Below are 23,900 nucleotides of genomic sequence, written 5' to 3' on the forward strand. Positions count from 1 at the left end.
AAATTTGTTTTTCATATGATGTAAGGACATACTAAATAGAAAAAATATAGTTAAAGAGATGATAATTGTGAAGACAACTAAGAAGACATATTCGTTTTTTCAGCGGATGTGGAGAATATTAAAGTTTCAATATTTTAAGTTGCTTCGATCACCAGAAGGAGCAAAAAAAGTATCATTAGGTTTTGCTATTGGATTTGGGTTAGAAATGTTAGTAATTTATACGGCATCGCTCGTATATTTAATATTTTATCCAATTGTCAGGTTAGCAAAGGGGTCTTTTCCAGCCGCAGTTATTGGTAATATTATTGGGAAAATATCGTTTCTACCGGTATTTTTATTTCCGTTTGCTTATGCGTTAGGGAAAATGATTTATCCATTTCATGTGAAAAAAATACACCATGAACCATTTACGATATCGGATTTGTTTTCGAGCCATATTTTCACAATGTTAAAGAGCTTATTACAGAGTGAAGTGTATGTATTAATTGGTATGACGATAATAGGAGTTGTGTTTGGGGTAATTTCATATTTCGTTGTGCATTATTTATATGAAAAGAATCGTAAGTTACGTTTGAAGAAAAGAAAGAAACGGGTGAGAGAACCACTCGTGCAAATATAAAGAATGTCACATTCATTTTCTCCTTTGAATATGTTTAAGAAAAAGGGGGAGAGAATGAATGTATTATTATTACGTACCTCAAGTATACTCGTATCCAACATATTATCCGATACATGATATGAGGAGACAATTCGGAGTGTATCAGCAACCACAGCAAGTGCAGCAACTACAACAACCTGAGCAACAGGTTAATCAAGAGAAAAAACCATATTTAACGACATGGCCGTATTCAAATGTATACTATGGTAATTATTACGAATCATAAAGCTGCTTCTATTTAGAAGCAGCTTTATGCGTTTGTTTTCAAAATTAAATTTTGAATGGTTTTAAGAGAATGAATGAGCTTTTCACGCTCTTCCTCAGATAATGTTTGAAAATTTTCTTTTAGTTTGTCTAAAATGAATTGCTGATACTGATTTACTAGTAATTTCCCTTCAGTTGTCAGGGAAATTAAAATGACCCGTCGATCTTTTTCGCTATAATGACGCTCTATTAGTTCTTCTTGAATAAGTTTGTTTAATAGAGGGGTCATGTTAGGCCGTGAAATCGCTAGCCGCTTGCCAATTTCTGAAACTGCTAATGTACCATTTTCATGCAAAAGCAGTAACACTTGCGTATGTGATGGCGGCATATGTCTTTGAGAAGAAAACTCTCCAGGAAGCATAAATTTGCGATAAAAAAGAGGCACTAGCGAAAGAAGATGATCAACAATACGTTCCCACTCGCGTGATTCCATATAACGGCCCCCTTCCACTATCATTGTAACAAAAAAGACAAGGTATAAAAATAGAATTGTTTCATGGTAGCCTTAATATTTGTAGGATAACACTTGCTTTGTAAATGTATTGGCAATAATCGCATAACCGTTATCATTTGGGTGTACTTGGTCAAATAGTAAATCTTTTTTATCATTCGATATTAATTTGCGAATTGGTAAAACAATCGACGGTTGATGTGCTTTTGAAATAGAATAAATAGAATCATTCCAGCCATCTAAAAACCTATCTGCATAACTTGCGATGGAGTCATCGAGTTGTAAAGGGTTATAGAGTTCAGAGAGAATGAGTAAAGCATTCGGATTTTGATCTCGAACGGTCTTTACAATAGTTTTTACATCCGTTTCAAAACGAGTTTTTTCTTTATTTAACATTTTAATACCATCTATAACACCTACATCACGATTTAAGCGAAATAAATTGTTTCCGCCAATATTAATAGTAATGATATTGGCTTCCCTAATTTTTTGTTGTACTTCTTCTAACTGAACTTTTTTTACGAGACGACCTGTAGTGAGACCGTTTACACCGAGATTTTCTACCGTAATTGGTTTATGAATTTGTCCTTCTATTTGCTTAGAAGCTAATTCGGCAAATCCCCCTTGTGTAGATCCATATCCTTTGGCGAGTGAATCACCTAATACTAGATGATAAAAGGAGTCGTTCGTTTGCTTATCAATCCAACTTGGAGCAGATGTTTTTTCTGCTTTTCCTTCAGTTTCTTTTTGTTCTATTTCATCGTTCTTTTCAAAATTAGAACAAGAAATGATTAGAAGGAGGAGACAAACAATTGTTAAGATGACTTTTTTCATAAATTCATCCTCCTTGTAATTGGTAATTGTATCATATTCAGCAGTATAAGCAATGTAAGGGCATATTATATATTTATGAAAAATTCACAATGACTTTACAGAAAATTTGTAGAAGTATGTCAAAAAATATTGACGGTATGAAAGAACTTTAGATATGATAATGTCAGATAAGGTGAAACTTTAATTAGTGGGAGCTTTATTTCCTATTAATTGTTAGTCTTCATCAATCGGGCGTTTAAGGGGACTACTCGTTAGCGCAGGGTGAAATGAAAATTGTGTCTCTAATAGAAGAAAAAAGGTATGTGGTTAGAGACAGATAGGGATTCATTTCATTATTTCTGGTAATTGTATAAGGGGGATTTTTTGTGAAAAAGTCAAAAAAAATGCTAGCTGGAGCAACACTTGCTATTGGCGTTATAGCACCGCAAGTGTTGCCAACAACAGCTCAAGCAGAGGAAAAAGCTGGGGAGAGTACAGTTAACTTACGAATTTTAGAAACATCAGATATTCACGTTAACTTAATGAATTACGATTATTATCAAACGAAAACAGATAATAAAGTAGGTCTTGTGCAAACTGCAACACTTGTTAATAAAGCGCGTGAAGAAGCGAAGAACTCTGTCCTATTTGATGATGGGGATGCATTACAAGGGACACCGCTTGGAGATTACGTAGCGAATAAAATAAATGATCCGAAAAATCCTGTGGATCCTAGTTATACACATCCATTATATCGTTTAATGAATTTAATGAAGTATGACGTCATCTCTCTTGGAAATCATGAATTTAACTACGGTTTAGATTATTTAAACAAAGTGATTAGTAAAACAGAATTCCCAGTTATTAACTCGAATGTTTATACAGATGATCATGATGGTATTGAAGAGAATGACAAGCATTACTTTGAACCATATCATATTTTTGAAAAAGAAGTAGAGGATGAATCTGGCCAAAAACAAAAAGTGAAAATTGGTGTAATGGGATTTGTTCCACCGCAAGTTATGAACTGGGATAAAGCGAATTTAGAAGGAAAAGTAAAAGCGAAAGATATTGTTCAAACAGCGGAAAAGTTAGTTCCAGAAATGAAAGCAAAAGGTGCGGACGTTATCGTTGCACTAGCTCATTCAGGTGTTGATAAGAGTGGATACAATGTTGGAATGGAAAACGCATCATATTATTTAACAGGAGTTGCTGGTGTTGATGCAGTATTAATGGGACATTCACATACTGAAGTGAAGGATATATTTAATGGTGTTCCAGTTGTAATGCCTGGTGTTTTTGGTAGTAACTTAGGTATTATTGATATGCAATTGAAAAAGGTAAACGGAAAATGGGAAGTGCAAAAAGATCAGTCTAAGCCACAACTTCGTCCGATTGCTGATAGTAAAGGCAACCCATTAGTAGAATCTGATCAAAAATTAGTTAATGAAATTAAAGATGATCATCAAGCGACAATCGATTATGTAAATACAGCTGTAGGTAAAACGACAGCACCAATTAATAGTTATTTTTCATTAGTACAAGATGATCCTTCCGTACAACTTGTGACAAATGCACAAAAATGGTACGTTGAGAAATTATTTGCTGAAAATGGACAATACAGTAAATATAAAGGAATTCCAGTTTTATCTGCCGGGGCACCATTTAAAGCGGGTGGCCGAAACGGTGCTACATATTATACTGATATTCCAGCTGGAACTTTAGCGATTAAAAACGTAGCGGATTTATACGTATATCCAAATACGTTGTATGCTGTAAAAGTAAATGGGGCACAAGTGAAAGAATGGCTTGAAATGTCTGCAGGTCAGTTTAATCAAATTGATGCAGCGAAAACAGAAGAACAACCATTAGTAAATATAGGCTATCCTACATATAATTTTGATATTTTAGATGGCTTAAAATACGAAATTGACGTGACACAGCCGGCGAAATATGATAAAGATGGAAAAGTTGTAAATGCAAATACGAATCGTATTGTAAATATGACATATGAAGGTAAACCAGTAGCTGATAATCAAGAGTTCATCGTTGCTACAAATAACTATCGTGGAAGTAGCCAAACGTTCCCGGGTGTAAGTAAAGGGGAAGTTGTATATCAATCACAAGATGAAACACGTCAAATCATTGTGAAGTATATGCAAGAAACACCAGTTATTGATCCAGCAGCTGATCAAAATTGGACATTTAAACCAATTGTTGCAGATAAATTAAATACAACATTTGACTCTTCACCAAATGCACAAAAGCATATAAAGAAAGATGGGAAAATATCATATGTGGGACCATCTGAAAATGAATTTGCTAAATATGCAATTGATATAACGAAGAAGAATGATGATAAGGAAACTGGTGGAGAGAATCCAACGACGCCACCAACAGGTGAAGGCAATAATGGAGGAAACCCAACGACACCGCCAACAGGTGAAGGCAATAATGGAGGAAATCCAACGACGCCACCAACAGGTGAAGGCAATAATGGAGGAAACCCAACGACACCGCCAACAGGTGAAGGCAATAATGGAGGAAACCCAACGACACCGCCAACAGGTGAAGGCAATAATGGAGGAAACCCAACGACACCGCCAACAGGTGAAGGCAATAATGGAGGAAATCCAACGACGCCACCAACAGGTGAAGATAATAATGGAAACAAAACAGAATCTGGACAAACTATAAAGGACAATCAAAATACAAAAGAAACAACTGTAAGTGAAAATAAAGAAGAACGTGATTTACCGAAAACAGGCGCAAGTGTTGCTTCTACAATTGGAGCTGGTCTAGCGTTTGTTGGAGCGGGATTACTTATGTTATTTAGAAGAAAGAAAGCAAATAGATAGTAAAGTATTGTAAAAAAGGATTACCGTAATCGGTAATCCTTTTTTCACGTATACATTATGAAACTGGTACTGCTTTTTCTTTCTTCCATGAAAGGCCAAACCCAGTGAAACCAACAATAATTGTTAAGACTGGACAAGCTAAACAGAAGATTGCGTATGGCAGGTAATCGAATGTTGGAACACTAAGGACGTTTGTTAAGAATACGCCACTTACACCCCATGGTACGAGTGGGTTAATAACTGTACCTGCATCTTCTAATACTCGTGATAAATTACGACGTTCTAGACCGACTTCATCGTATTTGTTAGCAAATGCTTGTCCTGTTAAAACGATGGATAAGTACTGCTCACCAAGTAAGAAGTTTACACCAATTGCAGTTGAAGCAGTAGAAATAATTAAGCGTGTACTATTTTTTACAAAGCTAGAGATGATATTCATCAGCTGCGCTATAATACCCATTCCTTGTAATAAACCTCCCATACAAAGAGCTAGGAAAATAAGTGCAATCGACATCATCATACTTTGTAGACCACCGCGAGATAGCAAGCTATCAATGTCTTTAATACCAGTTTTAGAAACGTAGCCGTCTTGCATAATTTTCATTAAATCAGCTAAAGAAGTGCTAGGATTAAAAATAAAGAGAATAATAATTCCTACCACAATTCCTGCAAGCAATGTTGGAACTGCTGGAACTTTTTTAAATGCGAATAGGAACAGTAATAAAATTGGAATAAGTGTAACGATAGAAATCGTTGTGTTTTTTTCTAACGTGCTAATAAAGTTTGTGAAGTCAACGTCTCCACTAGTGCCGCTTCCTAAAATGAAAAATGCGATAAAAGCAATAATGAAAGCTGGAACTGTTGTCCAAAGCATGTTACGAATATGCTCAAATAAATCTACACCCGTTACAGCAGGAGCTAAGTTTGTTGTATCAGATAAAGGAGACATTTTATCTCCAAAGAATGCACCAGAAATAATTGCACCAGCGATTAGAGCTGGATCGTATCCGAGAGCACTACCCATGCCCATAAAGGCAAGTCCTACAGTTGCGGCAGTTGTAAAGGCACTACCGATACTTGTTCCAACAATTGCACAAACAACAAAAACAGTTGGAACGAAAATTTTTGGAGATACAAGTTGGAAACCGTATACCATTAAAGTTGGAATTGTTCCAGCTGCGATCCAAACACTAATTAATACTCCTACAAGTAAGAAAATAAAAATAGATGGAATACCAGCTGAAATACTACTGATCATCCCTTTTTCCATAGTAGACCAAGAGATTTTTTTCATAAATCCAAAAGCTAATAAAATAACGATGCCGAATAAAATTGGGATATGTGGTGAAACTTCTAATTGAATAACACTAAAGCCAATACAGAAAAAGATAAAAAATGTTAAAAGAATAGATTCAATTTTTGAAACCATTGTTTTCCCCTCCTAAGTAATTTAAAATAGCCTTTTTTATATAAAATTCGCCAATATCGTATATTTCCTTCTAAAATTTAGAATTTTGCGACAAATTACCGGTAATTGTCAACATCTTAATATGATACGGAAATGATTGGATAAAAAAACGTCCCTGCATATAATTATGCAGGGACGAAGAAATCGCGGTACCACCCTAGCTTGTGAAAGGAATGTATCACAAAATAAAGGGTCATATGATACATGCTAATAAAATAAAAACGTCCCTGCAATATATGCAGGGACGAAAAATTCGCGGTACCACCCTAAATTGTGAAACAGTATCGTTTCACCACTCTTTAGACATAACGGTCTATAACCGTCTTTCACTACTCCTTACGTTTCGTAAAAGAAGCTCCAGGGGGTAATTCATAAATCGCTCTGTACTGGTTCGCACCGACCACCAGCTCTCTGAAATCAGAAATCGAAATACTACTAAATCCTATCAACGCCGATTCATATGATGTTAGTTAAATTTTTATCATATATTCGTCTTACATGTCAATAAAAATGTTAAATATTTTTTTAGGGAAATAAAGGAGAAATGTTTTTAATACTGTAAAAACGTGCGTTATAATGAATTTGAAAGGGGAGGAAAGAGTGAAGAAAAAAATAATTCTTTTTACCACCTTACTAGTCGTTGGCGGAAGTGCTGGAATTTACACAGCTTTTGCAGCTGAATCAGAGCAGTCGAAACAAAAGCAAATACAGCAGTCAGAAGTGAAGAAAGTGAAAGAAACTGAAGAGAAGAAATCGATGGAAAAAGCAGCTGCGAAACTAGGAGTTTCTACCGATGGGAAAACAAAAGAAGAGGTTACGAAAGAAGTAGATACCGCTAGATTTGAGCAGCGCCATAATTTGTTAATTGAGCATGCTAAGCAACTTGGAATTGATACAGAAGGAAAAAAAGATGAAGAGATTATTTTAGAAATTGGAAAGATACAACATGGAAAGTAGAACAACTTATCTTATGATAAGTTGTTCTTTTTTAAGAACTATTTGGTTTAAAAATAATTGACAGTCATTTAGATTTAATGTTAACTATATTTATAAACAAGTTAACATAAGGGGTGGCAATTGTGACTGTTAATAGTAATGCGACTGAAAAATCGCCTTATACATATAAAGAATTATCGGATAAAAATAAATCCTACGTATGGCATCCATTTACACAAATGAAAGATTATTTAGAAGAAGATCCTGTCATTATTGAACGTGGAGAGGGAAGAAAGCTATACGATGTAAATGGAAATGAATATTGGGATGGTGTCTCATCTATTTGGTTAAATGTTCATGGGCATCAAGTACCGGAACTAGATGAAGCAATTCGTGAGCAATTAAATAAAATTGCTCATTCTACTATGCTAGGACTTGCTAACGTTCCATCTATTTTATTAGCAGAAAAAATAATTGAAGTTGTACCAGAAGGTTTGAAGAAAGTATTCTATTCAGACTCTGGTTCTAGCGCCGTTGAAATTGCAATTAAGATGGCCTTTCAATATTGGCAGCATAAAGGAAAACCGAAAAACAAAGATTTGTTACATTAAAAGAAGCATATCACGGTGATACGATAGGTGCTGTTTCAGTAGGAGCAATAGACTTGTTTCACCAAGTGTATAGTTCACTATTGTTTGAGGCAATTAAAATGCCGTACCCATATACATATCGTTCTCCTTATGGAGATAATAAGGAACAAATTGTAAAGAAACATTTAGAAGAAATGGAAGAATTGCTGCAAGAAAAACATGAAGAAGTAGCAGCTATTATTGTGGAGCCATTAATGCAAGGTGCTGGTGGGATGATTACGATGCCAAAAGGATACTTAAAAGGGCTTCGCGATTTATGTACAAAATACAATGTTTTATTTATTACAGATGAGGTAGCGACTGGATTTGGGCGTACCGGAAAAATGTTTGCATGTGAGCACGAGGGTGTGACGCCAGATATTTTAACTGCGGGAAAAGGTTTAACAGGTGGTTATTTACCGGTGGCAATTACGGTAACGACAGATGAAATTTATAATGCCTTTTTAGGGGGCTATGAAGAACAAAAAACATTTTTCCATGGTCATAGTTATACAGGGAATCCGTTAGGGTGTGCCGTAGCAATTGCAAATTTAGAACTATATGAAAAAACTAATTTAATAGAAGATGTTGCGCATAAAGCAGAATATGTAGCAGCACAATTAGAAGCCCTTAATGAATATAAGCACGTAGGAGATATTCGTCAGTGTGGGCTAATGGTTGGTATTGAACTTGTGAAGAATAAGGAAATGAAAGAATCGTTTGAATGGACAGAAAGAGTCGGTGTTCAAGTGTGTAAACGCTCAAGAGAGTTAGGGATGATTTTACGTCCGCTTGGTAACACCATTGTATTTATGCCTCCTCTTGCATCTACGGTGGCTGAGATTGATGAGATGTTACGCATTTTATATAAAGCAATCTCGGATGTTACGGAGGGAGAGTAATGAGTGGTTTCTTTATAACAGCAACGGATACAGAAGTTGGTAAAACGGTAGTGACAGGAGCATTAGCAGGTATATTTCGAGAGCGTGGATATAATGTTGGTGTATATAAACCGTTGCAAAGTGGACATGTTGCATCAAATCCTGAGGGTGATGCAGCAAGATTAAAAGCGTTATCGGGTGTACCGACAAAAGAAGATAAAATTTGTCCTTATTCCATTGAAGAACCACTTGCTCCGAGACTTGCTATGAAAAGAGCTGGAAGGACAGTAACGTTAAAAGAAATTACTGATCACTATAATGAACTATTAAAAGAGTTTAATAGCCTATTTGTAGAAGGGGCTGGTGGGCTTGCCGTCCCATATACAGAAGATGCTTTAGTGATTGATTTTGCAAAAGAATTACAGCTTCCTCTTATTGTAGTAGCGCGTCCTACGCTTGGGACAGTTAATCATACTATTTTAACAATTTCTTATGCGAAAGCACATGGATTAAAAGTAGCAGGTGTAATTTTATCTGGATGTAAAGAATATGAAAAAGAAAGAGTGCAAGAAAATAAAATAATGATTGAGGAGTTAAGTGGAGTGCCGGTTTTAGGGTTATTACCATTCCTTGAAGGAGAGTTTACAAAGGAAGAATTATTAGAATCGGCAAAAGAGCATATTATGATTTCAAAATTAGAGGAGCTCATCCAAAATGAATCAAATGTGGCGCGCGCATCTTCAATCTAAAGTAGAACAATTAAAGGAGCAAGGGCAGTATCGTAATTTACATGTAACAGAGCGATCCGAAGAGACATGGCTTATTCGAAATAAGAAAAAGATGCTAAATTTAGCATCGAATAATTATTTAGGATTAGCTGGAGATGAAAGGTTGAAAGAAGCTGCTATTACCTGTACAAGAAAATATGGAACTGGAGCGACAGCATCTCGTCTCGTTGTAGGAAATTATCCACTGTATGAAGAGGTTGAGAGAAGTATATGCGATTGGAAAGGCACTGAAAAAGCCTTAATTGTAAATAGTGGATATACCGCGAATGTTGGAGCGATTTCTTCGTTAGTTGGTCGCCGCGATATTGTTTTTAGTGACAAATTAAATCATGCAAGTATCGTTGATGGGATTATATTAAGCGGAGCAGAGCATAAAAGATATCGTCATAATGATTTGGATCATTTAGAAAAGATGTTGCAAATAGCGTCACCAGAAAAGAGAAAATTAATCGTAACAGATACGATTTTTAGTATGGATGGAGATATTGCATATTTGAGAGGCTTAGTTCAGCTTAAAGAGAAATACGGGGCAATCATTATAGTTGATGAAGCACATGCAAGTGGAATATATGGTATTGGCGGGGCTGGATTAGCTCATATAGAAAAAGATATTACTCGGAAAATTGATATACATATGGGGACGTTTAGTAAGGCTTTAGGGTGTTATGGTGCGTATTTGACAGGCGATGCAATTTATATAGAGTATTTACAAAATATGATGAGAAGCTTTATTTTTACTACAGCTTTACCACCAGGAACATTAGGGGCGATACGAAAAGCAATTGAAATTGTGAAAGAAGATAACGAAAGAAGAGAGCGACTTATAGAGAATGGTGCATATTTCAGGACGCATTTACAAGAAGCTGGTTTTGATATTGGGAGTAGCTCAACTCATATTGTACCGATTGTAGTTGGGTCAAATGAAAATACTTTACGGTTTAGTGAAAGATTACAAGAGGTAGGTATCGCAGCCATTGCAATTCGTCCGCCGACTGTTCCGGTTGGTAGTTCTCGAGTCCGTTTTGCAGTTACGTCACAACATACAATAGCAGATTTAAAATGGGCTATTCAGCATATTATACGCATTGGTAAAGAAGAGGGGTTTTTAGTATGAAAGAGCTAAAGCTTATTTTTATTCCAGGATGGGGAATGGAAGAAGGTGTTTGGACTTTAGTTCTGCCGTATTTTAAAGGATATTCTGTTCAATGTATAGATTGGCGTAATGTGAAAGAACAAAGTGAATTTGCGGGGCGAATAATAGATGTAGCAGAGGATGAAAATGTAATTTTAGTTGGATGGTCACTAGGAGCGTTAGCAGCAGTACAAGCTTATAAAAAGATTAAGGCCCAAGGTATGGTACTAATTGGTGGTACCGCTAAATTTACCAATACAAGTGACTATACAAATGGATGGAATTCCTTGCATGTAGAACGTATGAAAAAGAATTTAACGAGAAAGAAAGAAGATACTTTAAAGCGTTTCTATGAAAACATGTTTACAAAAAGTGAGCTGAGGGAGAATACGAGTTTTGAAGAGATTGCGCTGAAGTTTAAAGGAGACTCGATTCAGTCTTTACAATTAGGCTTAGATTATTTAATAGAAACAGATATGAGAAACGAATTAACAAGTGTCAAAGTCCCTTTATTACTTCTTCATGGAGAACAGGATGTGATATGTCCATTATCCGCAGCTCATAGTATGACAGAGAATACGAATGCTAGGTTAAAAGTAGTAAGCGAGGCTGGGCATGCTTTATGCGTGACGAATTTTGAATATTGCGCAAACGAAATTATTCAATTTGTAGAGGGGATACGACATGATCAACAAAACGCTACTGCAAAAACGGTTTAATGGGGCGGCTGTATCCTACGATCAATATGCAAATGTACAAAAAAAGATGGCGCATTCGTTACTTTCTACATTGAAGGGACGATACAGTGAAACATCATCGATACGTATTTTAGAACTTGGATGCGGGACAGGATATGTAACAGAGCAATTATCAAATTTATTTCCGAAAGCGCATATTACAGCTGTGGACTTTGCCGATGAGATGATTGCAGTCGCGAAAACTAGAAATAATGTGGAAAATGTGATGTTCCGATGTGAAGATATTGAACAATTAAAATTAGAAGATTCATATGATGTCATTATTTCAAATGCTACATTTCAATGGCTTAATGATTTAAAAGCGACAGTGAAAAATTTATTTAACTATTTGCCTGAAGAAGGCATATTATTATTTTCAACGTTTGGTAATACGACTTTCCAAGAATTGCATACATCTTTTCAACGCGCTAAGAAAGAAAAGGGGATACACAATTGTACTTCAATTGGACAACGATTCGTTTCGAAAGAACAGTTAGTGAATATATGCAAAAATCCATTAGGAAACGTACATGTTTCTGAAACGTGTTACATAGAAAGCTTTACAGAAGTTAGGGAGTTTCTACATTCTATTCGAAAAGTAGGGGCAACCAATAGTAATGAAGAGTCTTACTGTCAAAAACCTTCACTCTTTCGTACGATGCTTCGTATATACGAAAGAGACTTCACGGGGAAAGAAGGGATAATGGCAACGTATCATGCTTTATTTACGTATATAACAAAAGAGGGGAAGAGATGAAATGAAACAAGTACAAACAAAAAGGGATTGGAAAAAACTTGCATACGACGTAGTAGAAGAAAAAATGATTACGAAAGAAGATGCAATTGCAATATTAGAAGCTGATGATACAGAAGTTTTAGAAATTATGAATGCAGCTTACATTATTCGCCATCATCATTTTGGTAAGAAAGTAAAGTTGAACATGATTATAAATACGAAATCTGGATTATGTCCTGAAGATTGCGGTTATTGTTCACAGTCTATTATTTCAGAAGCACCGATTGATAAATATGCATGGTTAACACAAGAGAAAATTGTTGAAGGAGCACACGAAGCAATTCGTCGTAAAGCAGGTACATATTGTATTGTTGCATCTGGTCGTCGTCCGACAGATAAAGAAGTAAATCACGTTATTGGAGCAGTTAAGGAAATTCGTGAAACAACAGAGTTGAAAATTTGCTGTTGTTTAGGGTTTTTAAATGAAGATCAAGCAGGGCGTTTAGCAGATGCTGGTGTGCATCGTTATAACCACAATTTAAATACGCATGAAAATAATTACGATAGCATTTGTTCAACGCATACGTATGACGATCGTGTTGATACAGTCCAAAAAGCGAAGCAAGCTGGCATTTCTCCATGCTCAGGGGCGATTTTCGGAATGGGAGAAACGATTGAACAGCGCGCTGAAATTGCATTTGAATTACAACGCTTAGATGCGGATTCTATTCCATGTAATTTCCTTGTCGCTGTAAAGGGTACGCCACTTGAAGGACAAAAAGAATTAACGCCTGTAGAATGTTTAAAAGTGCTGGCAATGATGCGTTTTGTAAACCCAACAAAAGAAATTCGTATTTCAGGTGGCCGAGAACTTAATTTACGTTCTGTACAGCCACTCGGTTTATTTGCGGCAAACTCTATTTTCGTAGGGGATTACTTAACAACAGCTGGACAAGAACCGACTGCGGACTGGGGTATGATTGAAGATTTAGGTTTTGAGATTGAAGAATGTGCGCTATAACATAGATGAAAGGCAAACTCTTTAAAGGGTTTGCTTTTTTTGTAAATAAAATGTAATAAAAGGCCATTGAGGCTTGATAGTAGTGGCTTTTGAGCGGAAAAAATAATTTTTGTGGACGAATTTTCCAAGCCCAAATTGTACATAGTAAAAATGTAATTTATATCGGGGCGGAGGATTTTACATGTACAAATACATATTAGCCATTATGACTTGTCTGATTTTAATAAAAGCGATAAGTGCTGATCCAGTTAAGGCGGCTGAAAATCCTGAACAAAAAGAAATGCAACAAAGAATTGAACAACATTTTCGAACGAAAGCTGAACATTTTGGTCTTGAAACAGAAGGAAAAGATTTAAAAGAAGTGAGGAAGGAAATTTCTATTATAGAAGAAGCGAAAAAGAGAGAAAATGTGTGGAGAACGGCACAAGCTCTTCGTATAAAAACAGAAGGAAAATCGATGGATGAATTAATAAAAGATGTACGAAAAAAGGTAAAGAAATAAAAAGAGGCCGTAGCCTCTTTTTATTATGCCCATTGTTTTGACAAGTGAGCCATTTCAATTGCAGCAACTGCCGATTCATATCCTTTATTACCAGCTTTTGTACCTGCACGTTCAATCGCTTGTTCAATTGTTTCTGTCGTTAATACACCGAAAATAACTGGAATGTCCGTTTGTAGTGATAAAGAGGCAACACCTTTTGCTACTTCATTACAAACGTAATCGTAATGCGTTGTAGCACCGCGAATTACTGTACCTAATGTAATAACAGCATCATACTTTCCGCTATTAGCCATCTTTTTAGCGATTAAAGGAATTTCGAATGCACCAGGAACCCATGCAACATCAATATCATTTTCTTCTACACCGTGACGCTTTAATCCATCTAAAGCACCGCCAAGTAACTTGCTTGTAATAAATTCATTAAAACGTCCAACAACAACCCCAACTTTTAATCCCGTACCAACTAAATGACCTTCGAATACCATAATTTATCTCTCCCTTAATTATAAAGTGAAACTATAATCAGTGGGGGTTCATCCCCCGCTGATTATTAGTTGAACCAATCGGGCGTTTACGGGCAGTTGATCTCCCACCTAACTTCTTTGCTCCAGCCGAATTTTGAGGTGGGATTTTTACTGCCCGTTAATGCGGGATAAGTTTAGTAAATGTCCTAATTTGCTTACTTTCGTTTGTAAATACGTTTTATTTTCTGCTTTTGTTGGCATTTGCAACGGTACACGCTCGGTTACTTCTAAATCGTAACCTTGTAAGCCAGCAATTTTTCGTGGATTATTCGTTAATAATCGTAAACTTTGTAAGCCTAAATCTTTTAAAATTTGAGCGCCAATACCGTAATCACGAAGATCAGCTGGGAACCCAAGTTTTTCATTTGCTTCTACAGTATCTAACCCTTCTTCTTGTAACTTATAAGCGCGAAGCTTATTAAGAAGGCCAATGCCTCGTCCTTCCTGTCTCATATAGAGAAGAACGCCTTTTCCTTCACGCTCAATTTGAGCAAGTGCAGCATGTAGCTGTGGTCCGCAATCACAGCGGCACGAACCAAATACATCTCCTGTTAAGCATTCTGAATGAACGCGTACAAGTACAGGTTCGCCTGTTGAAATATCACCTTTTACGAGCGCGATATGTTCTTTCATATCTAATGAGTTAGAATAGCCAATTGCATGAAAAGTACCGAAATCTGTAGGTAATGTAATTTCCACTTCCCTCGTCACAAGTGTTTCGTGATGGCGGCGATAAGCAATTAAATCTTCAATTGTAATCATTTTTATATCAAATTGTTTTGCACACTCTAGTAAATCAGGTACACGTGCCATCGTCCCATCTTCATTTATAATCTCGCAAATGACGCCAGCTGGCTCAGCTCCGCAAAGTTTTGCTAAATCAACAGCAGCTTCTGTATGACCTGCGCGGCGAAGGACGCCACCTTCTTTCGCAATTAATGGAAAGATATGTCCAGGGCGGTTAAAATCAGTTCCTTTAGATGCGGGATTCAATAATTCCTGTATTGTCGTAGCGCGCTCATGAGCACTAATGCCTGTTGTTGTAGAAACGTGATCGATGCTTACTGTAAAAGCAGTATGATGTGAATCCGTATTATGAGAAACCATTGGTTCTAACTGTAGACGTTCTGCGTATTGCTCCGTAATCGGTACGCAAACGAGACCACGACCGTGTGTAATCATAAAATTAATCGTTTCTGGTGTAATGTACTCTGCTAAAGCAATAAAATCGCCTTCATTTTCTCGGTTTTCATCATCACATACGATAACGACTTTTCCTTGTTTTAAATCTTCTAGAGCTTCTTCAATACGATGAAACATTGTGCTTCCCCCTTATAGAAATCCGTTTTCTTGTAAAAAGCTTTCGGTCATTGAATCTGTTCTTTTTGTGGGCTTTGAAATAAAGCGTTCAATATATTTTCCAATCATGTCACACTCAATGTTTACGATGTCCCCGGCTTTTTTTTCTCCGATTATAGACTCGCTTACTGTGTGGGGGATGAGTGAAATTGTAATTGAAGATTCGTCTATATCAAATATTGTTAAACTAGTGCCATCAATAGCAACGGATCCTTTATGCAAACAATAGCGTAGTAATTCATCAGAAATTGCTATTTTGTAATAGATGGCATTGTAATGTTGTTTTTTAGTTAAAATCGTACCGATGCCATCGATATGTCCGGTGACGAAATGTCCACCGAATCGTCCGTTTGCAGCCATTGCCCGTTCTAAATTCACTTTGGCACTTGGCTTTAGCATACGAAGTGATGTTGCTTTCATTGTTTCAGGCATTGCATCAACAGTGAATGAAGTAGTCGTAAAAGTAGTTACTGTTAAGCAAATGCCGTTAACTGCGATACTATCACCTAATTTGATATCTGATAAAATTTGATTTGCGTTAATAGTTAGCTTCATTGCTTCACCACTTTGAGTCATGCTTGATATCGTTCCTAACTCTTCTACGATTCCTGTAAACATTCTGTCACCTCGCTTTTTAAGGTTGCAACAATTTTTATATCATTACCAATTTGTTTCATCTCTTGAATTGTTAAGGAAAGTGCATCTTGTAACTTCGAAAAACCAGCTCCGCCAAATAAGGTGGGTGCATCTTTTCCACCAATTAATTTCGGGCTAATATAGGTCACAATTTCATTAAAACTATTTGTTTTTAAGAAGTTTGCATGCACCGTTTGACCACCTTCAACGAACAGAGAAAGAATTTGTTTCTCACCGAGTAGGGATAGGACATCTTGTATTTTAATTTGCTGTGTTTTCATTTGGTATACAACTATATTGTTAGATTCATAAGACGCTATTTTCTCTTTATTTACATCCTTGCCGACAATAATCCATGTCGGAGCTAAGCCATCTGTTATGACATGAGAAGATGGCGGCGTTCGTAAGTGGGTATCTAAAATAACACGTATAGGATGTTTACCTCCGTTTAGAATTCTTGTTGTTAAATGTGGATTATCAGTTAAAACTGTATTCACACCGACTAGGATAGCATCATGCATATGACGATATTGGTGAACATCAGCACGTGCTTCTTCACTTGTAATCCACTGGCTTTCACCGGTTACAGTAGCTGTTTTTCCATCTAAGCTCATTGCTGTTTTTATTGTTACAAAGGGGCGTTTCGTTTTCATATAGTGAAAAAAATATCGATTTAATAAAGTTGCTTCCGCCTCAAGAACACCAGTAGTTACCTCGATTCCTGCTTCTTCTAATCTCCTTTTTCCATTACCAGAAACGAGTGGATTGCAATCAAGGGTAGCAATTACAACCCGCTGGACTCCTTTTTCAATGAGTAATTCACAGCAAGGTGGTGTTTTTCCAAAATGGCTACACGGTTCAAGTGTTACATAAACGGTAGCACCTTTTGCTTTTTCACCAGCCATATGAAGTGCATGAACTTCAGCATGTTCTTCACCAGCACGCAAGTGAGCCCCCATTCCTATGATGTTTCCATCTTTTACAACAACAGCACCAACCATAGGATTGGGACTTGTTTGGCCGGTTGTACCTTGTGCTAACTGCAAGGCAATCCTCATATATTCTTGATCTGTCATTCTCTTCACCTCTCCTGAAAAAAATCAAAAAACCCCAAGGATATAAAATCCTTGGGGTTTGGGAGACGTGATTTCTAGAAATATAGTTCGAATACGAAAGTATAGGAAAGAAACCTAACGATGACTGATATTTTGGCATAAGGAAAAAACCTAGCAAAATATCGAGTTTTTCAAACGCTAGTCGTATCTTTTTATTTCAGTATAGAAACATAAGTATACAAAATAAAACATATATAAAGAGTCAAAATGAAACTTTAAAAATATGCATACTGAAATAAAAGTGTATTCGCCATATAAAATTACTAGAAAACATATCCTTCTCCCATCCAGACTATACTGTCGGCCCTAGAGTTTCACTAGATCCACCGTTTTCGAGTTGAAAACGGGTCACGGACTTAGAAGCTCTTGCTTCATCACCGCCGGTTGGGAATTTCACCCGACCCCGAAGGATGTTGTTTGCTCACATTATAGCACAAAAAAGAAAAAAGCAAAGTGGAAAATATTCGAATGTGAAGAATTGTGTGAAAATAGATGTAATAGGAACGGGGATAAAATCAGTAGAAATGTTGTAAGTATACGGTGTTAATAGTAAAAAAACATGCACAAAAAAATGTGCATGTTACGTACAAAACTATTCTGCTTCTGGTGCTCTAACAACAGACTCGAATTTGCCTTTATGCGAAGCATCGCAATAAGGCATGTTTTTCGATAAACCACAACGACATAAAGAAAATGCTGGTTTTGCTGGGAATACATTCCCTTGTGAGTCAACTAATTCCACGTCCCCTGTAACGCGAAAAGAGCCATTATCATTTATTTTAATTTGTACTTTTGCCAACCTTATCCCTCCTTCCCAAACGCTTAATCCTATCATATAATCAGGGAGAGTACTTGACAATATAAAGTGAAACTTTAATCAGTGGGGGGCATCCCCCACTGATTATCAGCCCGCACCAATCGGGCGTTTACGGGCGGTTAATCTCCCACCTTACTTCTTTGCCTAAGCCGAATTTTGAGGTGGGAGTCTTACTGCCCGCAAATAGCGGGACAAAAAGAGCACTTTGTTTGAGAGAGAAGAGAGTGTTATAATAGTTTTTATAACTGACTAGAGTAAGGTGACGAAAGATGGATAAAAAATTACGAACACTACAAAATATTGCAAATGAGCGCACGTGGGCATCATTTTTGAATGATAATCATCCATATAGTTTACTTCATTGGTCAATCGCAGGTGTAGGACAAGAACCGAAAGATGTTTGGTTACTGCAAGATGAGGTGACCTTTCAAACGACGGAATTTCCGACGCTAGATGAGGCAATAAAGTGGATTTCTGAAAATATGGAACAAGTTACAGACGTTTTAGCGCAGTAAAAAAACAGGCTTATGCAAGCCTGTTTTTTGTTTCTTTTACATAGGTGTTTAAAAATTGATCGATGGCAGCTTCGTACTCTTCTTTATTTTCATTATAAGAGCAAGCGTGTGCACCATGTTCTGCAATATAAAGTTGTTTATTATTTTCTTTCGCTTCATAAAGTGATTTCGTCATATCAGATAAAATATAGTCATCATCTTTACTGTGTATAAAAAGAACAGGATTATTAATGTTTTTTATACAATCAATTGGTGAAACTTCACGAATTGTATAGCCGTCACGAACTTTTAAAAAGGCATTTGCTAAAGGTAATAAAGGCCATTTTGGCAAATGAAATTCAACCTTTAAACGATGTTGTAACTGTCCATAAAAATCAGAGAAAGGACAATCAGCAATATAAAAATCGGCACCATCTTCTACAAGTCCCGCATATTGAAGAAGAGTTGCAGCACCCATAGATTCCCCATGAATTCCGAGTGTAATATTCGTTCCAAAACGATCTTTTAGCCAGTCAACTACTGACTTTAGATCATGTTTCTCATAATAGCCGTAGCTTGTCGTTTTACCACCAGTTTTACCATGACGGCGATGATCATAAATAAATACGTTATATCCTCTGCTTAAAAATAAGTTTGCATATTTAACAGAGTTCATTTTATTTACAGTCACACCGTGGCAAAAAATCATAAATTTATTAGAATGACCAGCTGGCATGTAATATCCATGAAGTTCATATCCGAATTGAGAAGGGATGTGAACCTCTTCTTTTTGAATCGCGTTAAAATCGTCCAAATGAAAATGTTTTCTCGTTTCGCGTTCTAAAACTTCTTCCTCTGTTTTTTTCTTCAAGTACATAACTTTATTTGTAAAGAAAATCCCAATCGCAGTTAGTGCACCTAGTATAGTAAACAATGCTGTAAAAAAACGTTTCATACTTTACCTCATCCTCCAAATACCTCTACATATGATACACTTACATTGTATCACAATGATATAAAAAGAGGAGAAATCGTCTATGGTTCATATACAAAAAATCACACCAGAAATGAAAGAAACAATTCGGGGGTTTATGTGTGAAAACTGGGGGAGTTCAGTGATGGTCTCGCGAGGCAGAGCACATCAATTAGAACAATTACCTGGTTTTATCGCACTTAAAAATGACAGAATAGTGGGAATTATAACGTGTGAAGTGCTAAAAAACATGTGTGAAATTGTATCGTTAGATAGTTTTGAGGAAGGAAATGGGATTGGAACAAAACTGGTGGATTGTGTATTGCAAATGGCAAGGGAAAATGAGTGTGAAAAAGTGTGGCTCATTACGACGAATGATAATATGAACGCACTCCGATTTTACCAAAAACGTAATTTTATAATGACGAACTTATACATGGATGCCGTAAAGGAGGCGCGAAAAATAAAGAAAGAAATTCCGTTTATTGGTTATGATAATATTGCAATTTTACATGAAATTCAGTTGGAGTATACTTTGTAAGTAAAGTGAAAGTCATGTAACAATTTTCAGAAATATAAAACAATACCCTTGACGAATGTTACATTTTGGTTTAGTTTAAAATTGTAATCTATTACCATATTAAGGGGTGACGATGTGGCAACTATACGTGATGTTGCAAAATTGGCCGGTGTTTCAGTTGCAACCGTTTCAAGAGTTATTAATGAAAAAGGATATGTCCATGAAGATACGGTAAAACAAGTAAAGCAAGCAATTGAAGAGTTACAATATAGACCGAATGCTACAGCAAAGCCTTTATTTAAGCAACCTTCAACGATGATTGCATTACTGGTAGATAATTTGCATAATCCATCATACATCACCTTGCTCCGTTTCGTTGAGGAAATAGCATATAAAGAAGGGTATCAAGTAGTAGTTTGTAATATAGAAAATAAGAATAGATACATAGATATGTTGGTGCAAAATAACATTGCAGGCGTTATAATGACGAAATCTGTTTTTCAAAGTATAGGAGAAATCTCACTGCCTTTCGCTGTGCTTGAAGAACGACAATCTCTGACTAGTTATTATGAAAGTGGGCAGAAAGCTGTTTCTTTATTAAAAGAGAAAGGCTGCCAGTTTCTTGCTTATATTGGCGAGGGAGTAGAAAGTGAAGAAATGGAGGAGCATGTGGCAGGGTTTTTAGATACTGCTTGGAAAGAAGGACTTTCTTATCGAGAGGAAATTGTACAAGGGTATACGAATCAACAGTTTCTTGAATTGTTACAAAAACATCCATACATAGATGGGGTTGTAGCTTCAAGTGATAAGATCGCTATTGAGCTAATCAGGGCGGCGAAAACGCTTAATATTCATATACCAGATAAGTTGCAAATCATTGGATTTAACGGAAGTGCAGAGGGTGAATGGATAAGCCCATCATTAACGACGATTGGAAGTTATATCGAAGAAAATGGGGAGATAGCATTTCAGCAGTTAATAGGAAGAATAAAGAAGAAACAAGTGGGACAAGAAGAAGTGGAAACAGAATTTAGATGTATTGAGAGAGAAACGACAAAGTAAAAGGTGCGTTGATAAAACGCACCTTTTATAGTGTAATTGCGGCAATAAAGCCGAATATAAGTAACGGTATATTATAGTGAAGAAAAGTGGGAACACACGTATCCCATATATGGTGGTGCTGACCATCAGCATTTAAACCGGACGTTGGTCCAAGTGTACTATCAGATGCTGGAGAACCTGCATCACCTAGTGCACCAGCTGTACCGATAATTGCGATTGTTGCCATTGGACTAAATCCAAGCTGGACGCATAATGGTACGAAAATTGTTGTTAAGATTGGGATGGTTGAAAAGGAAGAACCAATTCCCATCGTAACGAGAAGTCCAATAATGAGCATAAGAAATGCAGCAAGCGGTTTATTATTTCCGATTATATGTGCACTCGTTTGCACAAGAGATTCAACATGTCCAGTTTTTCGAAGAACAGCGCCAAATCCAGCGGCAGAAATCATAACAAATCCGATAAAGGACATCATACGCATTCCGCTCGTTAAAATAGCATCAGCTTCTTTAAGAGGGAGGCTACCGCTAACTGATAAGACGATAATACCTGCTAAAGCACCGAAAATCATTGATTCGGTTGCTAATTGAACAGTTAATGTAGCGATTATTGATAATAAACCAAAAGTAATGCTTCTTTTTGTATAGGGAACGATTTCATTTTGTGTAGCATGAACTTGTTCCGTTTCATACGTACGTGGTTTTCGGTATGTAATGAAAACCGCTACACATAATCCGATAATCATACCGATTGCTGGAATAGTCATTGCTTTTGGAATAAGAGCGACATCAAATGTAAGCCCGCTTTGCGCAGCATTTGTTTGCAATACGTCATGATAAATTTTTCCGAATCCTGCTGGGACCCACATGTAAGGGGTAATTAATCCAAATGTAATAAGACATGTTACAAGCCTACGATCCACCTTCAGCTCATTTAATACTTTTAAAAGTGCTGGAATTAAGATTGGGATGAAGGCGATATGAACAGGGATAATATTTTGTGAGAAACAAGCCATTGTTAAAATGATAAATAATATGAGTATTTTAGAATAGACTTGTTTTTTCGTGTCTTGTTCGTTGCCGATCCATTTTAAAGCTGATTGGATCATTGCATCAGGAAGTCCTGTTTTTGAAAGTGAAATAGCAAATCCACCGAGCATTGCGTAGCTTAATGCGATAGGAGCACTGTTCCCAAGACCGCTTGTAAAAGTACTAATTGTTTCTGAAATACCGAGTCCACCGATAAGTCCACCTGTTAAAGCTCCAACGATAATGGCGACAATGACTTGGACACGTAATAAACTAAGCGCTAGCATGACTGCTACTGCGATGAGTACAGCGTTCATAATAAATGTAATCTCCCTAATTTTTATTCTGTTAAGGCAAGCAAATGTTTGCAGTGACATATACTTGCGACATATTATTATAAAATGTTTTTTATGAAATGTAAAAGAGCCTGTCGTTATGCATGTTGAAAAGATAGCTCTTGTTTAATTGATTGTAAAGATTGAGCGAATAGTTCAGGCTCTTCTAAATCTGGAGAGTGTGCCGAGTTTGGAAACCAAATCATTTTTTTTATCGGAGCGTGAATAATATCGCAATATTGTTGAACGAGTGCGTAAGGAGTTTGATAATCATAGCGACCAGAACAAAAATAAACCGGAACAGATAAACTTGAAATAGACGAAAAGAAATCGATTGTTAGCATCTCTTCCCATAAAACTCCTGACTTTAAATTTCCTGCGAGAAATTTGAACCAATCTAATAGCGTATATTCAGGAGAAAAGAAACCTTTTCGTATGAAAGAAAAGGAAGATCCGTTTTGGATTGCTCCACCGAATGTGCCAAGCCACTTTCTTTGAATGATGAGACGTCGTGTATCTAAAAAGGGCGGTTTCCCTAATTTTAAAAGAGAAGCTAATGCTTTTTTATGGTCATGTCTTTTTGCAGAGCTAATTAAATGTTGATATAGTAATTCTTCGTTTTGCTTCATGTGTACGATTTGACCGATGCCGATGTATGCTTCTATATATTCAGGGCATTGACTAGCGACTTTTAGTCCGATAATACTTCCCCATGAATGACCGGCAAGAATTAATTTTTTCTTATTGAACCTTTTAAGAAGATATTGAATGACTTCTTTTGCATCTGAAACAAATTGATTAATCGTAAAATTTGTTTGGATATCTCGCCATAAAAAGGATTTACCAGCCCCGCGTTGATCCCAATTAATAACGATAAAGTGCTTTTCTAACTCTTTTTGAAAATGACGAATAAAGCCAATTTGTGCCATACCAGGCCCGCCGTGACAGCATAATAAAATAGGCTGTTCCACGTTTTGCCCGCGTATAAGGAGAGATTGTTTCCGGTCATTAATCATAACGCTTTCTATCGTAGCGATACTGTTAGGGATTAATTGCTTCTTTTCGTTATAAAACTGAGGTGTATAGCTACGAAAAAGCATATGTAAACCTCCTTTTCTTAAATGGTATGAATCGCACAGGCTCTTTCTGTTGCATATACTACT

Annotated in this window: 24 protein-coding genes, 1 pseudogene, 1 riboswitch and 1 other annotated feature; of the genes and pseudogenes, 14 read left to right on the plus strand and 11 right to left on the minus strand. The window is 36.5% G+C overall.

Annotation, left to right across the window (positions count from 1 at the left end):
- The first annotated feature begins 67 nt into the window (after positions 1-67).
- On the plus strand, positions 68-619 hold the full coding sequence (locus CDB3_RS03515; protein WP_128853487.1) for a DUF2062 domain-containing protein: 552 nt from the start codon (positions 68-70) through the stop codon (positions 617-619).
- Between the two features lie 58 nt (positions 620-677).
- The gene (locus tag CDB3_RS03520; protein WP_128853488.1) at positions 678-884 is read left to right on the plus strand and encodes a hypothetical protein; all 207 of its coding nucleotides are present in this window, start codon (positions 678-680) and stop codon (positions 882-884) included.
- 24 nt (positions 885-908) lie between these two features.
- Here CDB3_RS03520 and CDB3_RS03525 read toward each other — a convergent pair whose 3' ends face one another.
- Positions 909-1,355, minus strand: coding sequence for a MarR family winged helix-turn-helix transcriptional regulator (locus CDB3_RS03525; RefSeq protein WP_002111682.1), 447 nt, complete (start codon positions 1,353-1,355; stop codon positions 909-911).
- Between the two features lie 72 nt (positions 1,356-1,427).
- Entirely contained in the window at positions 1,428-2,207 is a 780-nt protein-coding gene (locus CDB3_RS03530; RefSeq protein ID WP_128853489.1) for a GDSL-type esterase/lipase family protein, read from the minus strand.
- A 365-nt stretch (positions 2,208-2,572) separates the two neighbouring features.
- Between CDB3_RS03530 and cpdB the strand changes: the two genes are divergently transcribed.
- The gene (gene cpdB, locus CDB3_RS03535) at positions 2,573-5,044 is read left to right on the plus strand and encodes a bifunctional 2',3'-cyclic-nucleotide 2'-phosphodiesterase/3'-nucleotidase (RefSeq protein ID WP_128853490.1); all 2,472 of its coding nucleotides are present in this window, start codon (positions 2,573-2,575) and stop codon (positions 5,042-5,044) included.
- A gap of 55 nt (positions 5,045-5,099) precedes the next feature.
- On the opposite strand, the gene nhaC is transcribed toward cpdB, so the two are convergent.
- Positions 5,100-6,473 carry a Na+/H+ antiporter NhaC gene (nhaC, locus tag CDB3_RS03540; RefSeq protein WP_128853491.1) on the minus strand — a complete coding sequence of 458 codons (1,374 nt, stop codon included), beginning with the start codon at positions 6,471-6,473 and terminating at the stop codon, positions 5,100-5,102.
- Positions 6,474-6,749: 276 nt separating this feature from the next.
- Positions 6,750-6,970 (minus strand) — a binding site (T-box leader).
- Between the two features lie 142 nt (positions 6,971-7,112).
- Here nhaC and CDB3_RS03545 point away from each other — a divergent pair.
- The 8 genes and pseudogenes from CDB3_RS03545 (at position 7,113) to CDB3_RS03580 (ending at position 13,874) form a co-directional block, all read left to right on the plus strand.
- Positions 7,113-7,469: a hypothetical protein gene (locus CDB3_RS03545; protein WP_128853492.1), complete on the plus strand. Its 357-nt coding sequence runs from the start codon at positions 7,113-7,115 to the stop codon at positions 7,467-7,469.
- A gap of 218 nt (positions 7,470-7,687) precedes the next feature.
- Positions 7,688-8,979: pseudogene (gene bioA, locus CDB3_RS03550) on the plus strand (adenosylmethionine--8-amino-7-oxononanoate transaminase).
- The gene (gene bioD / locus CDB3_RS03555) at positions 8,979-9,707 is read left to right on the plus strand and encodes a dethiobiotin synthase (protein WP_128853493.1); all 729 of its coding nucleotides are present in this window, start codon (positions 8,979-8,981) and stop codon (positions 9,705-9,707) included. The pseudogene bioA and the gene bioD overlap by 1 nt, the downstream one beginning before the upstream one ends.
- On the plus strand, positions 9,673-10,860 hold the full coding sequence (gene bioF / locus CDB3_RS03560) for an 8-amino-7-oxononanoate synthase (RefSeq protein ID WP_128853494.1): 1,188 nt from the start codon (positions 9,673-9,675) through the stop codon (positions 10,858-10,860). The genes bioD and bioF overlap by 35 nt, the downstream gene beginning before the upstream one ends.
- Positions 10,857-11,597, plus strand: a complete 741-nt coding sequence (locus tag CDB3_RS03565; protein WP_128853495.1) for an alpha/beta fold hydrolase — start codon at positions 10,857-10,859, stop codon at positions 11,595-11,597. Before bioF ends, CDB3_RS03565 begins: the two co-directional genes overlap by 4 nt.
- Positions 11,563-12,372 carry a malonyl-ACP O-methyltransferase BioC gene (gene bioC / locus CDB3_RS03570; RefSeq protein WP_128853496.1) on the plus strand — a complete coding sequence of 270 codons (810 nt, stop codon included), beginning with the start codon at positions 11,563-11,565 and terminating at the stop codon, positions 12,370-12,372. Before CDB3_RS03565 ends, bioC begins: the two co-directional genes overlap by 35 nt.
- A 1-nt stretch (position 12,373) precedes the next feature.
- Positions 12,374-13,372 (plus strand): biotin synthase, encoded by a 999-nt coding sequence (gene bioB / locus CDB3_RS03575; RefSeq protein WP_097830779.1) that lies wholly within the window; start codon positions 12,374-12,376, stop codon positions 13,370-13,372.
- A gap of 181 nt (positions 13,373-13,553) precedes the next feature.
- Positions 13,554-13,874, plus strand: coding sequence for a hypothetical protein (locus tag CDB3_RS03580; RefSeq protein ID WP_000280031.1), 321 nt, complete (start codon positions 13,554-13,556; stop codon positions 13,872-13,874).
- Positions 13,875-13,897: 23 nt separating this feature from the next.
- On the opposite strand, the gene ribH is transcribed toward CDB3_RS03580, so the two are convergent.
- From ribH to CDB3_RS03605, 5 genes are all read right to left on the minus strand, one after another.
- Positions 13,898-14,359 carry a 6,7-dimethyl-8-ribityllumazine synthase gene (gene ribH / locus CDB3_RS03585; RefSeq protein ID WP_000230892.1) on the minus strand — a complete coding sequence of 154 codons (462 nt, stop codon included), beginning with the start codon at positions 14,357-14,359 and terminating at the stop codon, positions 13,898-13,900.
- 147 nt (positions 14,360-14,506) lie between these two features.
- Complete coding sequence (gene ribBA, locus CDB3_RS03590) at positions 14,507-15,718, minus strand: bifunctional 3,4-dihydroxy-2-butanone 4-phosphate synthase/GTP cyclohydrolase II (RefSeq protein WP_128853497.1); 1,212 nt, start codon at positions 15,716-15,718, stop codon at positions 14,507-14,509.
- A gap of 12 nt (positions 15,719-15,730) precedes the next feature.
- The gene (gene ribE, locus CDB3_RS03595) at positions 15,731-16,375 is read right to left on the minus strand and encodes a riboflavin synthase (RefSeq protein ID WP_097830781.1); all 645 of its coding nucleotides are present in this window, start codon (positions 16,373-16,375) and stop codon (positions 15,731-15,733) included.
- Entirely contained in the window at positions 16,357-17,469 is a 1,113-nt protein-coding gene (ribD, locus tag CDB3_RS03600; RefSeq protein WP_097830782.1) for a bifunctional diaminohydroxyphosphoribosylaminopyrimidine deaminase/5-amino-6-(5-phosphoribosylamino)uracil reductase RibD, read from the minus strand. The genes ribE and ribD overlap by 19 nt, the downstream gene beginning before the upstream one ends.
- A gap of 310 nt (positions 17,470-17,779) precedes the next feature.
- Positions 17,780-17,923, minus strand: a riboswitch (FMN riboswitch).
- Between the two features lie 177 nt (positions 17,924-18,100).
- Positions 18,101-18,307: a CDGSH iron-sulfur domain-containing protein gene (locus CDB3_RS03605; protein ID WP_128853498.1), complete on the minus strand. Its 207-nt coding sequence runs from the start codon at positions 18,305-18,307 to the stop codon at positions 18,101-18,103.
- Positions 18,308-18,594: 287 nt separating this feature from the next.
- Here CDB3_RS03605 and CDB3_RS03615 point away from each other — a divergent pair, with 287 nt between their 5' ends.
- Positions 18,595-18,840: a YqkC family protein gene (locus CDB3_RS03615; RefSeq protein ID WP_000358701.1), complete on the plus strand. Its 246-nt coding sequence runs from the start codon at positions 18,595-18,597 to the stop codon at positions 18,838-18,840.
- A 10-nt stretch (positions 18,841-18,850) separates the two neighbouring features.
- On the opposite strand, the gene CDB3_RS03620 is transcribed toward CDB3_RS03615, so the two are convergent.
- Entirely contained in the window at positions 18,851-19,774 is a 924-nt protein-coding gene (locus tag CDB3_RS03620) for an alpha/beta hydrolase (RefSeq protein WP_071746985.1), read from the minus strand.
- 82 nt (positions 19,775-19,856) lie between these two features.
- Here CDB3_RS03620 and CDB3_RS03625 point away from each other — a divergent pair, with 82 nt between their 5' ends.
- Together CDB3_RS03625 and CDB3_RS03630 are read left to right on the plus strand one after the other, a co-directional pair.
- Complete coding sequence (locus tag CDB3_RS03625) at positions 19,857-20,333, plus strand: GNAT family N-acetyltransferase (RefSeq protein ID WP_128853499.1); 477 nt, start codon at positions 19,857-19,859, stop codon at positions 20,331-20,333.
- 114 nt (positions 20,334-20,447) lie between these two features.
- Complete coding sequence (locus CDB3_RS03630) at positions 20,448-21,374, plus strand: LacI family DNA-binding transcriptional regulator (protein ID WP_128853500.1); 927 nt, start codon at positions 20,448-20,450, stop codon at positions 21,372-21,374.
- A 25-nt stretch (positions 21,375-21,399) separates the two neighbouring features.
- On the opposite strand, the gene CDB3_RS03635 is transcribed toward CDB3_RS03630, so the two are convergent.
- The gene (locus tag CDB3_RS03635; RefSeq protein ID WP_128853501.1) at positions 21,400-22,719 is read right to left on the minus strand and encodes a Na+/H+ antiporter family protein; all 1,320 of its coding nucleotides are present in this window, start codon (positions 22,717-22,719) and stop codon (positions 21,400-21,402) included.
- 116 nt (positions 22,720-22,835) lie between these two features.
- Complete coding sequence (locus tag CDB3_RS03640; RefSeq protein ID WP_128853502.1) at positions 22,836-23,837, minus strand: alpha/beta fold hydrolase; 1,002 nt, start codon at positions 23,835-23,837, stop codon at positions 22,836-22,838.
- Positions 23,838-23,900 lie beyond the last annotated feature (63 nt).

Source organism: Bacillus sp. CDB3 (assembly GCF_002081505.1).
GTDB lineage: Bacteria > Bacillota > Bacilli > Bacillales > Bacillaceae_G > Bacillus_A > Bacillus_A cereus_AT.